10 protein-coding genes are annotated in these 13,204 nt (G+C 69.5%); 3 read left to right on the top strand and 7 right to left on the bottom strand.

From position 1 onward, the window contains the following. Positions 1–34: 34 nt before the first annotated feature. Positions 35–1,021, top strand: a complete 987-nt coding sequence (locus tag OG798_RS33255) for a FecCD family ABC transporter permease (protein ID WP_267063908.1) — start codon at positions 35–37, stop codon at positions 1,019–1,021. A gap of 80 nt (positions 1,022–1,101) precedes the next feature. Then, on the top strand, positions 1,102–2,112 hold the full coding sequence (locus OG798_RS33250; RefSeq protein ID WP_328760112.1) for a FecCD family ABC transporter permease: 1,011 nt from the start codon (positions 1,102–1,104) through the stop codon (positions 2,110–2,112). Positions 2,113–2,196: 84 nt separating this feature from the next. Here the strand turns inward: OG798_RS33250 and OG798_RS33245 are convergent, their stop codons facing one another. Next, the gene (locus OG798_RS33245) at positions 2,197–3,237 is read right to left on the bottom strand and encodes an NAD(P)-dependent alcohol dehydrogenase (RefSeq protein WP_095852890.1); all 1,041 of its coding nucleotides are present in this window, start codon (positions 3,235–3,237) and stop codon (positions 2,197–2,199) included. 175 nt (positions 3,238–3,412) lie between these two features. On the opposite strand from OG798_RS33245, the gene OG798_RS33240 reads away from it, so the two are divergent. After that, positions 3,413–4,303, top strand: coding sequence for a helix-turn-helix domain-containing protein (locus OG798_RS33240; protein WP_121415176.1), 891 nt, complete (start codon positions 3,413–3,415; stop codon positions 4,301–4,303). A gap of 81 nt (positions 4,304–4,384) precedes the next feature. Here OG798_RS33240 and OG798_RS33235 read toward each other — a convergent pair whose 3' ends face one another. From OG798_RS33235 to OG798_RS33210, 6 genes are all read right to left on the bottom strand, one after another. After that, positions 4,385–5,155 carry a group II truncated hemoglobin gene (locus OG798_RS33235; RefSeq protein ID WP_097227477.1) on the bottom strand — a complete coding sequence of 257 codons (771 nt, stop codon included), beginning with the start codon at positions 5,153–5,155 and terminating at the stop codon, positions 4,385–4,387. A 91-nt stretch (positions 5,156–5,246) separates the two neighbouring features. After that, positions 5,247–8,519 carry a S8 family peptidase gene (locus OG798_RS33230; protein ID WP_328760111.1) on the bottom strand — a complete coding sequence of 1,091 codons (3,273 nt, stop codon included), beginning with the start codon at positions 8,517–8,519 and terminating at the stop codon, positions 5,247–5,249. A 233-nt stretch (positions 8,520–8,752) separates the two neighbouring features. Beyond that, positions 8,753–9,436 carry an ABC transporter ATP-binding protein gene (locus tag OG798_RS33225; protein WP_095852893.1) on the bottom strand — a complete coding sequence of 228 codons (684 nt, stop codon included), beginning with the start codon at positions 9,434–9,436 and terminating at the stop codon, positions 8,753–8,755. A 78-nt stretch (positions 9,437–9,514) separates the two neighbouring features. Continuing rightward, positions 9,515–10,987: an ABC transporter permease gene (locus tag OG798_RS33220; protein WP_095852894.1), complete on the bottom strand. Its 1,473-nt coding sequence runs from the start codon at positions 10,985–10,987 to the stop codon at positions 9,515–9,517. 267 nt (positions 10,988–11,254) lie between these two features. Then, positions 11,255–12,520 (bottom strand): L,D-transpeptidase, encoded by a 1,266-nt coding sequence (locus OG798_RS33215; RefSeq protein ID WP_095852895.1) that lies wholly within the window; start codon positions 12,518–12,520, stop codon positions 11,255–11,257. Positions 12,521–12,785: 265 nt separating this feature from the next. After that, positions 12,786–13,133 carry a hypothetical protein gene (locus OG798_RS33210; RefSeq protein WP_054234746.1) on the bottom strand — a complete coding sequence of 116 codons (348 nt, stop codon included), beginning with the start codon at positions 13,131–13,133 and terminating at the stop codon, positions 12,786–12,788. Positions 13,134–13,204 lie beyond the last annotated feature (71 nt).

Below are 13,204 nucleotides of genomic sequence, written 5' to 3'. Positions count from 1 at the left end.
GTCCGTCGCGCGCCGCACGTCCGCCCCGGCGGGCGTGCGGCGCGCCACCTGGCTGGGTGTGGCCCTCCTCCTCGCCGTCACCGCCGCCGCCCTCAGCCTCGCCGTCGGCACCCGCCCCGTCCCGCTCTCCGCCGTCCTCGACGCTCTGGTGCACGGCGGGAGTTCACCGGACGCGCTGGTCGTACGGTCCCTGCGGGTGCCGCGGACCGCGATCGGAGTGACCGCCGGTGCCGCCCTCGGACTCTCGGGGGCGGCGCTCCAGGCGGTCACCCGCAACCCGCTCGCCGACCCCGGCATCCTCGGGCTCAGTCAGGGCGCGGCGGCCGGTGTCGTGTTCGCCATCGCGCTCGGCCGGGCGAACGGCTTCGACGGGTACGTCTGGTACGCCTTCACCGGCGCGGTTCTCGCCGCCTGCGTCGTGTACGCCATCGCCTCGCGCGGGCGCGGTGGCGCCTCCCCGGTGAAACTGGCGCTCGCCGGAACCGCCCTGTCGGCGATGACGGCGGGAGCCACGACCGTGGTCCTCACCTCGAGTTCGGCCACGCTGGACCAGTTCCGGTTCTGGCAGGTGGGCACGCTCAGCGGACGCGACGCGGCAACGGTGGGGCGCATGCTGCCCTTCCTCGCCGCCGGTGCGCTGCTCGTGCTGGCCTGCGCCCGCGGCCTGGACGCGCTCGCGCTCGGCGACGACACCGCACGGGCACTCGGTCACCGGGTCACGCTCGTACGGGGCTGTGCGGCGCTCGGCGCGACCGTGCTCACCGCGGCCGCGGTCGCCGCCGCGGGCCCCATCGCCTTCATCGGCCTCGCCGTCCCCCACCTCGCCCGCCGACTGGTCCATGGTGGCCACCGCTGGGCCCTCCCCCTCTCCGCGCTGCTCGGCGCCGCCCTGCTGCTCGCCGCGGACGTGGCGGGCCGGGTGGTACGCGCCCCGGCGGAAGTGCCGGCCGGGGTGATGACCGCGCTGGTCGGCGTTCCGGTCCTGGTCGTACTCGTACGACGCAAGGGCATGGCCTCGTGACCACAGCCCCCACGACGCCCACCGAGCCCACCGAGCCCACCGCGAGCCGCACCACGTACCCGCGCTCGGCCGGGCTCTCCGTGCTCCGCCACCGGCGTCTCTCCCTCCTCCTGCACCGGCGCGCCGCAGTCGTCGTCACCGTCCTCCTGCTGCTCCTCGCGGGCGTGATGCTGCTCGCGGCGTGCGTCGGGCAGACGTACGTCCCGCCGGGCGAGGTCTGGCGGGTGCTGCGCGGCCACGGCGGCCCCTACGACCTGGTCGTCGGCGAACTGCGGGTCCCGCGGATCGTGCTCGGCGCGCTGGTCGGGGCGGCGCTCGGGCTCTCCGGGGCGCTCGTACAGACCGTGACGCGCAATCCGCTGGCCAGCCCGGATGTCATCGGCGTCGGTCACGGTGCCGCCGCCGCGACCGTACTGGCGCTGGCCACCGGAACCGTCGCCTCGCCCGGCGCGCTGCCGGCCGTCGCCGTCACCGGCGGTCTCGCGGCCGCCGCCCTGGTGTACGTGCTGGCCTGGCGGCACGGAATGCAGCCGAGCCGGTTCGTCCTGACGGGGGTGGGCATCGGCGTCGCCCTCTCCGCCGTCGTCCAGCTCTACCTCACCGACAGCGAACTGGCCGCCGCCGAGCAGGTCAAGCTGTGGCTGACGGGCAGTCTGAACGGGCGCGGCTGGGAGCAGGCCGGCCCCCTCGCCTGGGTCCTCCTCCTCTCCCTGCCCGCCCTGGTGTGGGCGAGCCGCGCGCTGCGCCCGCTCGGCCTGGACGCCGACACGGCCGCCGCGCTCGGCGTCCGCGTGCAGCGCACCCAGCTCGGCCTGACCGTGCTCGGGGTGGTGCTCGCCGCGGTCGCGACCGGCGCGGCCGGCCCGGTCGGCTTCGTCGCCCTCACCGGCCCCCAACTGGCCCGCCGCCTCACGCGCACCCCGCAACTCCCCCTCGCCGCCTCCGCCCTGACGGGCGCGCTGATCGTGGTCGGCGCCGACCTGGTGGCCCGCACGCTGGTGCCGCCGCTGGAGATCCCGGTCGGGGCGCTCACGTCCTTGGTGGGCGGTCCCTATCTGCTCTGGCTGCTGGGCAGATCGGGCCGCCGCTGACGGGATCGCTGTACGTACGGTGGCAACACCGAGGGCGCCTACCGGTCGTACGACCGGTAGGCGCCCTCGGAACTTGGTCCGCGACTAGATGGTGGCGGTGTCGATCACGAAGCGGTAGCGGACGTCGCTCGCCAGCACCCGCTCGTAGGCGTCGTTGATCTCGGACGCGCTGATCAGCTCGATCTCGGCGCCGAAGCCGTGCTCGGCGCAGAAGTCCAGCATCTCCTGGGTCTCCTGGATGCCGCCGATACCGGAACCCGCGAGGGTCTTGCGGCCGCCGATCACCGAGAAGAGGTTGAGCTTGACGGGCTCCTCCGGGGCGCCCACGTTCACGAAGGCGCCGTCCGTCTTCAGCAGGGCCAGGTAGGCGTCCAGGTCCAGCGGGGCGGACACGGTCGACAGGATCAGGTCGAAGGTGCCGCGCAGTTCCTCGAAGGTCTTCGGGTCGCTGGTGGCGTAGTAGTGGTCGGCGCCCAGCTTCAGCCCGTCGTCCTTCTTGCGCAGGGACTGCGACAGGACGGTCACCTCGGCACCGAGCGCGTCCGCGATCTTGACGCCCATGTGGCCGAGGCCGCCCATGCCGAGGATCGCGACCTTCTTGCCGGGGCCGGCGTTCCAGTGCTTGAGCGGGGAGTACGTGGTGATGCCGGCGCAGAGCAGCGGCGCGGCCACGTCGAGGGAGAGGCCGTCGGGGATGCGGAGGGTGTAGTTCTCGTCGACGACGATCTTCTCGGAGTAGCCGCCGTAGGTCGGCTCGCCGTTCTTGTCGAGGGCGTTGTACGTGCCGACGCCGCCTCCGGTGCAGTACTGCTCCAGGCCGGCCTTGCAGTTGTCGCACTCGCGGCAGGAGTCGACGAGACAGCCGACGCCCACGCGGTCGCCGACCTTGAACTTGGTGACGCCGGAGCCGACCTCGGAGACGATGCCGGCGATCTCGTGACCAGGCACCATCGGGAAGATCGCCTCGCCCCAGCCCTCCTGGGCCTGGTGGATGTCCGAGTGGCAGATACCGGCGAACTTGATGTCGATCAGGACGTCGAACTCACCGACCGGGCGGCGCTCGATGGTGGTGCGCTCCAGCGGAGCCTTGGCGGCGGGAGCGGCGTACGCAGCAACAGTGGTCATGCCGGGGGTTCTCCTAAGGAGTGGTGTGTCCTGTGCCCGGCTGCCTTCGGTCGGGCACGCTCTACAGCCTGCCCCGGGGGACGGCCTTCACCCAGGTCACGGCTTTGCGTACGTCCGCTGGTCCTACTACTGGCGGGGTCAGGTTCACCGGCGTACGACCGTGAATACTGGACGTATGGACGAACAGCCCTCCCCGCCCCTGGACCGGCGTGCCGAGCTCAGCGAGTTTCTGCGCACCCGCCGGGCCCGGCTGAAGCCGGAGGACGTGGGGCTGCCCGACTTCGGCCGGCACCGCCGGGTGCCCGGACTGCGGCGCGAGGAGCTGGCGCAGCTGGCCGGGGTGTCCGTGGCGTACTACACGCGCCTGGAACAGGGCAACGGACGGAACGTGTCGGCGGAGGTACTCGACGCGATCGCCCGCGCCCTGCGGCTGACGGACGCCGAGCACGCGCATCTCACGCACCTCGCGAAGCCCAAGGCGCACAAGAAGAAGCAGCCGGCGCGGCCGCAGCAGGTACGGGGGGCGCTGCGGCAGCTGCTGGACTCGATGGACGGCATTCCCGCGTACGTCGGTGGGCGGCGCACGGACATCCTGGTGTGGAACCGGATGGCGGCGGCCGTGTTCGGCGACTGGTCGGAGCTGGCGCCGCATGAGCGGAACTGGGCGCGGCTGGTGTTCCTGAAGCCCGAGTACCGCGACCTGTACGTGGACTGGGAGCAGAAGGCGATCGACATCGTCTGCATGCTGCGCATGGACGCGGGCTGTCACCCGGACGATCCGCGGCTGTCGACGCTGGTCGGGGAGCTGTCCGTGAAGAGCGAGGACTTCCGGCGGCTGTGGGCCACGCACGACGTCAAGGAGAAGAGCCACGGGGTGAAGCGGATGCGGCATCCGCTGGTGGGTGATCTCTCCCTCCAGTACGAGTCGTTCCGGCTGCCCGACGACAGCGAGCAGTCACTGGTCACGTACCACGCGGAGCCGGGGTCCGCCTCGGCGGAGGCGCTGCGCCTGCTGGCCAGCTGGGGGACGGACGCGACCCGGGCGGGCGCGACGACGCCCCAGTAGCCCCGGCCCCCTTTGTACGTTCGTCGCCTGCGGGTCGGTGGGGGTTGCTCGCGCAGTTCCCCGCGCCCCTGAAAGCCTCGGTCAGGGCTGATATGGCGGGGCCGCTCCCCACGTCCACCTCGGTACCGGTTGGTCCCCCGGAGGGGTCGCGTCGGGGGCGGAGAAGAGGACGGCCAGCCGCGTGCCCCATTCCGCGTAGGCGAGGAAGGCGGAGCGGAACTCGGCGTCCGTGGGCAGGCCCGCGTCGTCCGCCGCGTCCTGGAGCAGGTTGACCCACCGGCGTCTCTGCACCTCGGTGATGTTCTTGCCGAGGTGTTTGGCGACCATGTGGCCGTGGCCGCCCTGAGCCTCGGAGTAGGCCGCGGGCCCGCCGAAGACCTCGCCGAGCCAGAGGGCGACGTGGGCGGCGTGTTCGGGGGCGAGGCCGGAGAAGACCGGTGCGAGGACGTCGTCCTTGAGGACCTTGTCGTAGAAGACCTCGGTGAGGCGGGCGAAGGCCTCGGCGCCCCCGGCCCAGGCGTAGAGGGTGGGGACCGACGCGCCGAGGCCCCGTACCGTCGTCGGCGTGTAGTGGCGCATCTCCTCGATGTAGGGGATGTAGGGCCGGATCTCGGCGAGGAAGCCGGGGAACAGCTCCGACTTCCGGAATCCCTCGACGTGTGCCTCCGTCGAGGTCCAGGTGATCCGCAGGACGAAGTGCTCGAAGTCCTCCTCGCAGCGCGCCAGCTCGTAGTCCACGCAACTCGGCGACGCGGCGAGCTGGGCCGCGGCCCGCGTGTAGGCGGCCAGGAACTCCGCGGACCTCTCCTCGGGAATGCGATACCGGATGTACTCCACGGTCTGGGTGGTCATGGTGCCCACGGAAACACGGACGGCCCGCCGGAAGCTGCTCTTCCGACGGGCCGTTCGCTATCGGCACACTTCACGTGGCCGCGCTACGGGATCACTTTCCGTAGTACGCGTTGTAGATCGAGACCGTCGACTTGTTGCCCTGCTTGTCGGTGATCTTCGCGTGGAAGGAGATGCCCTTCCCCTTCGCCGGGTTCTTGACGGTGATCTTGCCGTTCTTGACCTTGAGCATCTTCCAGGTCTGGCCGTAGTCGTACGAGACGTAGACGTACAGCGACTTGAGGTTCTTGCCCGCGGCCGAGCCCTGCACGGAGACCGGGATCGTGACCGTCTTGCCGGCCGCGACACGGCTGTCGAGGCCGGTGGTGGCGTTGAAGCGGACCGTGGAGGTGGGCAGCTTCGCGAAGTCGGCCTTCTTGGACTTGAAGGTCCAGCTGGCGTCGATCCGCGTGGAGGCCGCGGCGACCTTCACCGTGCGCTTGACCGAGGTCGTGAGCTTGTAGGTGGCCTCGGCGGCCGGGACCTTGAACTCCTTCATCCCGACGAGCGGGTCGTCGTTCGAGGCGACCTTCGCACCGTTGCGGTACAGCGTCGTCGTCACGGAGGTGTACAGCGAGGAGCCGGGGTGACCGCTCCCGTCGGCGAACAGCGGCAGGTAGCCCGAGATGCTGTTGCCGTCCCGGAAGACGCCGTAGTCCGCGTTGATCTTCGGACCGAAGACGGCCGTGTTGTACGTCCTCGTGTAGCTCTTGCCCGCCTTGAGGATCTGCGGGTAGTCGTCCGTGTAGTAGGCCTCGATGATCGGGGTCCCGGTGGCGTCGACACCCGCGTCCTGCTCGAGGTCGAACGCCCACTGGACCTTCTCACCGGTCGACACGTACAGCGTGCGCGAGGCCGGCAGCGTCTGGGGGACCCCGACGCTCATGCTGTCGTCGTCGGGCAGGAAGCCGTACGCGGTGACCGCGCCCGTCTTGCCGGAGGCCGCGGCCCCGAGGTTCGCCTTCACCTTGGCCAGCTCGCTCGCCTTGTAGTGCTTGACGTGCGCGCCCTGGAGCTTGGTGGTCTTGGTGCCGGTGAAGGTGTCGTACTCGGTGTTCGCACCCTTGGTCCACTGTCCGGACCAGCTCTGGAAGAGGCCGGAGGAGACCGCCGGGCCGACGTGTGCCACGCGCACGTCCTGGAAGGAGGCCAGGCCGATGCCGATGCCGATGCCGGTGGCGTCGTCGAAGTAGTTGACGAGTGCCGACAGCGGCTTCGCCCCCGCGTCCGGCACCGTGATGTCGGCGCCCTTGGCGGTACGGGCGTCGAGGGTCAGCGTGGTGTTCTTGGTGACGCTCAGCCGGGGCTGGATCAGCCAGTCGACCCCGCCCTTCGCCTCGACCAGGTCCTTCACGAAGAGGGAGTTGAGCACGTACTTGCCCTTGGGAACACGCAGGGTCGCGGTGTCGGCCGTGCTCTGCGACGTGTAGTCCCGGGCCTCGCCGACGCCGGAGTAGCCCGTCAGGTCGGCGAGGTGCGTGGGCGTCTCACCGGCACGGTTGACGTACTTGAGGGTGACGTCGTACGACTCCACCTCGCGCTCGACCGCGACGGCCGTGCGCACGGCCTGGCCGCCGCCGCTCGCCGTCACGTACGCCGAGTACGCGCCGTCGAGGGTGCCCCCGAGCTTCGTGTTCGTGGTGACGTCGACAGCGGCCTTGCCGCCCGCCGGGACGGTGACCGTCTTGGCGCCGAGCGCGAAGAAGCCCGCCGGAGCCGCCTGGCCCTTGGGGTTGGTCGCGGAGATCGCCAGGGTCAGGGTGACGTCCTTCGTACCGAGGTTGCGGTACGTCAGCTGCTTGGTCGTCGCCGTGTCGTCGGTGTGCGGCCACTGCGCGACGCCGAAGCTCACCGAGGACGGGTCGGCGATCACGGTCTGCTTGATCGCCTTGTCGACGGCGATCCGGCCCGAACCCTGCTGGAACGGCGTGTACTTGCCGCCCTTCGCGGAGCCCGTCAGCGCACTCTTGAGCTCGGTGTACGTCCAGTCCGGGTGTTCCTGCTTGAGGATGGCCGCGGCGCCCGCGACATGCGGGGTCGCCATCGACGTACCGGAAATGGTCAGGTAGCCCGCGGGCTTCTCGCCGACCTCCTGGTCGATGAGACTGCCCGGGGCCGCCGCCGCCGTGATGTCCACGCCGGGTGCGGTGACGTCCGGCTTGATGGCGCTGTCGCCGACGCGCGGGCCGGTGCTGGAGAAGTCCGCCAGCTTGTCGTTGTCGTCGACGGCGCCGACGGTGAGCGCGGCGTCCGCGCTGCCGGGGGAGCCGATCGACTCGGGGCCCTCGTTGCCCGCCGCGATCGCGAAGAGGATGCCCTTCTCGGCCGAGAGCTTGTTGACCTCGGCCTCCAACGGGTCGATGTCGGGGGTGTCCTGGCCGCCCAGGCTCAGGTTCACGATGTCGGCGCCCTGCTCGGCCGCCCACTCCATGCCCGCGAGGATGCCCGAGTCGTCGCCGCTGCCGGTGTCGTCGAGGACCTTGCCGTTGAGGATCTTCGCGCCGGGCGCGACACCCTTGTACTTGCCGCCCGACTTGGCACCGGTGCCCGCCGCGATGGACGCGACGTGGGTGCCGTGGCCGAAGTGGTCGGTGGCGTCGGCGGCGGTGGAGAAGTTCTTGGACTCGATCACCTGGGTCTTGAGGTCCGGGTGGCTCGCGTCGACGCCGGTGTCCAGGACGGCGATCTTGACGCCCTTGCCGTCGTATCCGGCCGCCCATGCCGTGGGGGCGCCGATCTGCGGCACGGACTTGTCGAGGCTCGCCTTGCGGACGCCGTCCAGCCAGACGTGCGCGATGCCCGAGGCCGTCTTACCGTCGTCGGTGACCGCGGACCACAGCTCGGCCGCGTCCCGCTGCGGCGTCTGTACCGCGTCCGCGTTCAGGGCCTTCAGGCTCCTGCGGAGCGTGCCGGCGTCGCGGACGTCGGCCTTGGCGGCCGCCGCGGCTCCCCGGTAGCCGACGATCACCTTCAGGCCCCGCTGCTGGGACTTGCGGACCGCCGCCTTGTTGAGCTCGGTGACATCGAAGAGCCGCCGGTCGAGCTTGCCGCCGGCTATGAGCGCCTGGGCGTCGGCCGGCACCACCAGGGTGTGGCCCTCGGCCTTGCGGATCTGCACGGGCACGTGCTCACGGCCCTTGGCCCGCTCGAAGCCGACGACGCGCCCCTTGGCGTCGACGACCACCCGGTCACCGGTGATCAGGGTGATGCGGTGCTTGGCCGTGATCCCCGCCGCTTTCCCGGCCGCGGACACGCCCGCCGTGCGCTGCTCCGCCCGCGCCGACGCCGGGCTGGTCATACCCGCCGCCAGCGCCACGGACGCCGCCATGGCGATGGTCGCCGCGCACGCTCTTTTCACTTGTCTGCGCAAGTCTCCCCCTGGAGATCAGGTCCGGACGAATCCCCGTTCATCCGGTCGGGGGAAGCCTCGTACGCATGCACGTACACCCCCCGGAATACGCAAGTATGCCCGGGGGGTTATAGCCCCCTCAATAGCGGGGCGAGGGTGAAGAGTTGACGGAGTTGCTCCGCTAAGCCCCCGCACGCTCCTTTTGTGCTTCTTTAAGCACCCGCGTTTTCCTTGACGGAGATCTTCCCCTTGCGAATCGTCGCGAGGCGCGGGGCCTTCTTCGCGATCGAGGAATCGTGCGTGACCATGATGAAAGTGAGCCCGTGCTCCTTCCACATGGCCTCGAGCACCTCCATGATCTCGTCGCGCATGGACTCGTCGAGGTTGCCGGTGGGCTCGTCGGCGAGCAGCACCTTCGGCTGCTTGACCAGGGCGCGGGCGATGGCGACACGCTGTTGCTGGCCGCCGGAGAGCTCGGCGGGCAGATGCCCGAGCCGCTCGGCGAGTCCCACCGACTCCAGTGCGTCGGCGGCGCGTTGCCGCCGTTCCTTCACCTTCACACCGAGGGGTACGAGGGCGGTCTCCACGTTTTCCTGGGCGGTGAGCGTGGGAATCAGGTTGAAGCTCTGAAAGACGAATCCGATGTTCTCGCTGCGCACTTTGGTGAGCTTCGCCTCGGACAGTTTGGCCATGTCCGTGCCGTCGAGTTCGACGCTGCCCGCGGTGGGCCGGTCGAGACCGCCGAGCATCTGGAGAAGGGTGGATTTCCCGCCACCCGTGGGGCCCTGGATGACGAGCCGGTCGCCGTCCGCGATGGTCAGGTCGACCCCGGCGAGCGCGTCGATCGTCTCCTTGCCCCGGGTATAGCGCTTGGTGACGCCTCTGAGTTCGTACATGGTGCAACTCCTGGATGAGGTGAAGGGGGTGCCCCGTACAGCAGGCGACTTCGGGCACCCCCTTTGCGGGGGCTGGGCCTATTCGACGCGGCGCAGGGCGTCCGCGGGGCGGAGTCGGGAGGCGCGCCAGCCGCCGAAGGCGCCGGCGATCAGACCACCGGTGACGGCGAGGGCCACCGCGCCGACGATGGTGCCGAGGCTGACGGGCGCGGTGAGCGTGACGTCGAGGGCCTTGGCCGCGGCCTGTCGGCCGGGACCGCCGAAGCCGCCACCGCCACCGAAGCCGCCGCCGCCCTGGCCTCCGCCGCCGCCCGAACCGCCCACCTGTGCCTGCAGGGTGGGGCTGATCTCGGTGACGACGTAGGCGCCCGCGAGGCCGATCGCGATGCCGAGGGCGCCGCCGACCAGACCGTTGACCATGGCCTCGCCGACGACCTGCCGGGTCACCCGGCCCGACTTCCAGCCGAGCGCCTTGAGGGTGCCGAACTCGCGCACGCGCCGGGAGACGGCGGAGGAGGTGAGCAGGCCGGCGACCAGGAACGCGGCCACGAGCACCGCGATGGACAGCCACTTGCCGACGTTCGACGCGAGGCTGGAGGCAGTGGAGAGGGAGCCGGAGACGGTGGACGCGAGGTCGGCGGAGGTGGTGACCGTCGTCCCCGAGATGTTCTTCTGGATGGTGCTCTTCACGCTGGAGATCTGCTGCGAGTCCGACGCCTTGACGTAGATCGTGGTGACCTTGTCCTTGGAGCCGCTGAGCGTCTGCGCCTGCTTGAGCGGGATGTAGAGGTTGGCCGCCGCGTCACCGCTGTCGGGCGTGGCGATGCCGATGACCTTGTACTTGACGCTCTTGATGGTGACGGTGGAACCGACCTTGAGCTTCTTCTCCTTGGCGTACGAGACGTCGGCGACGACCACCTTGGCATCGGTCTCGGACGTCGTGAACGTACGACCGCTGGTGATCTTCGAGGAGGTCAGCGGGCCGAGGGCGGGCTTGGTGACGTCGGTGCCGTACACCGAGTAGTTGTTGACGTCGAAGTTGGCGCCGCCGCCCTCGACACGGCCCTGCGGGGACTGCTGGGCGTTCGGGCGCCCGCCCCCCTGGCCGGTGCCACCGTTCTGGTTCTGCTGGAACTGACCCCGCGTGAACTGGCCGTTGATCCTGATGACCTGGAGGCTCAGTCCGCCGACGGAGTCCGCGACGCCCTTCTGGGAGTCGACCTTGGAGACCGTGGAGGCGGCCAGGGTCTGGAAGCCCTGCACCATGACGCGGTCGCTGCTCTGCTCCTTGGTGGAGCCGTTGTCGTTCGCGTCGAAGTTGAAGCGCGGACGCTGGCTGGTACTCGTCGCCGGCGCCGCCGCCTTGGTGACGGTCATGTCCGTACCCAGTCCGTACAGCGACTGGAGGACCTTGCCCTGCGCCTTCTCCATGCCGGACGACACGGAGCTGACCACGATGACCAGGGCGATGCCCAGGGCGAGTCCGGAGGCGACGACGAGCGCCGCCTTCCTGCGGCGGCGCAGTTCGCGCCTCAGGTAGGTGAAGAACATGGCGGAAAGCTAGGTACGGCGCGTGATGGCGCGATAAGCCCCGCATAAGAGAAGGATGAGAAGGCTGTGGCGGCCCGGGAATTCACCTGTGGGCGGTCCCTGAAGGCTGTGAGAACGCCGATGGCCCGCACCCCTGGCGGGGTGCGGGCCATCGCACTGAGCGGCCGTCGCGTTCGAACGACAAGGACCGCAACCATCAATTGAGCAACCCCCACGGCGAGCAACCACGTCCGCGAGAGCGGCGGCGGTTTAGCCGCAAAGGGGAGCCTAGGCGGCCGAGCCGGCCTTCCAGGCGGACCAGCTCAGGTTCCAGCCGTTGAGGCCGTTGTCCGGGGCGATGGTCTTGTCGCCGGTGTTCTTGACGACCACGACGTCACCGATCAGCGAGTGGTCGTAGAACCAGGCCGCCGGTGTGTTCGGGTCGCCCGCACCCTTGGTGTCGGACAGACCCACACAGCCGTGGCTGGTGTTCACCGCGCCGAAGATGGACTTCGCGCCCCAGTAGTTGCCGTGGATGAAGGTGCCGGAGTTCGACAGACGCATGGCGTGCGGCACGTCCTTGATGTCGTACTCGCCCTTGCCGTCGGTCTTCGTGAAGCCGACCGTCGAGCCGTTCATCCGGGTCTCCTTGAACTTCTCGGAGATCACCATCTGACCCTGGTACGTCTTGTGCTCCGGGGATCCCGAGGAGATCGGGATCGTCTTGATCGTCTTGCCGTCCTGCGTGACCTTCATGGTCTTGGTCTGGGCGTCGACGATCGAGACCTGGTTGCGGCCGATCTTGAAGGTGACCGTCTTCTGCTGCACGCCGTAGACACCGCTCGCGCCCTGGACACCGTCCAGGTTGAGCTTGAGGGTGACGGTGGAGCCGCCGGTCCAGTAGTTCTCGGGACGGAAGTCGAGGCGGTTGGCGTTGAACCAGTGGCCGACGACCTCCTGGCCGCTGCTGGAGGAGACGGTGATCCCCTTCTGCACGGCGGCCTTGTTCGTGATCGCCTTGTTGAAGTTGATCGAGACCGGCATGCCGACGCCGACGGTGGAACCGTCCTCCGGCGTGAAGTTGCCTATGAAGCTGTTCGCCGCGGAGACCGTGGTGAACGAGGCGTTCTCGTGGGCGACGAGGCCCGCTGAGTCGGTGGCTTCGGCGGCCACCTTGTACGTGGTGGCGCGCTCGAGCTGGGAGGCGGGCTTCCAGCTCTTCTTGTCGGCGGATATCTGACCGGGCACCGCCGTGCCCGTCTCGGTCGTCATGGTGACGGCCGTGAGCGTGCCCTTGCTCACGGTGACCGCCGCGGCGTTGTTGATGGAGGCGTTGTCGGAACCGTCCGCGGGCGTGATCTTGATCTGGGCCTGGGAGCTCTTCTTGGCTGCCGCCGCATCGGCCTGAGCCTGGGAGGTCTCGCCGTCCGAGGCATTGGCCTTGCTGCCGTCCCCATTGCTGCACGCAGAGAGCACCAGCACTCCGCCGAGCAGGGCGGACGCGGCCATCAGACGCTTGCGCCGCTTACTGTCCGTCATCACACGCTTCTCCATCGTCGCCGAATCCCCTGGAAGCACATCAGCCCCGTTCGAACCATCAACGCTACGACCGGTTCGTCCCATTCCACACACTTCTGAGGTGTGGGCAACACCACGTCGGTCAACGGTGTCAACCGAATCGACCCGAGCCGACGGACCCCGATCGAGTGGTACCGACAGCCGGACCGAATTCTGGTGCGGAGGTGGTCGGTGCGTCGTCGGAGACGACAAAACCCCGGGCAACGGTTGCCACCCGGGGTCACGTGTTCCCCAAGAGACGTCAGCCGACTCCGACTTCCTCGTCGTCATCCTCGTCGCCATCATCCTCGTCGAGGTCCCATTCCGGCGAATCGGGGTCGTAGTCGATCGGCTCGCTGCTCCAGGAAGCCTGGGCGAGGTCGACCCCGGGCACCTCGCTGACCAGGTCGAACGGGTCTACGAGATAAGCCAGGGCCTCGGCAGTGTCTTCCGTCACTGCGTTCTCGGCGTGGGTCCGCTCGTCGGCCGGCATGCCGGAGTCGTCCGCGATGCGGCGCAACGCGGCCTTGGTGACGGCGTCCGCGTCATCGACTTCCAACACCAGCTCCACGCGAAGCCGGACAAATCGTGATGTCTCAGGAGTACTCATGAGACGGAGCGTACGGCCCGTGGCTCCCGCGACTTTCCCACGACCCGCGACTTTCATTAGCATCGGCCCAC

The sequence above is a fragment of the Streptomyces sp. NBC_00271 genome, assembly GCF_036178845.1.
GTDB lineage: Bacteria > Actinomycetota > Actinomycetes > Streptomycetales > Streptomycetaceae > Streptomyces.
The sequence above is the reverse complement of the archived record's forward strand: the minus strand, read 5'-3'. Positions and strand labels throughout refer to the sequence as shown.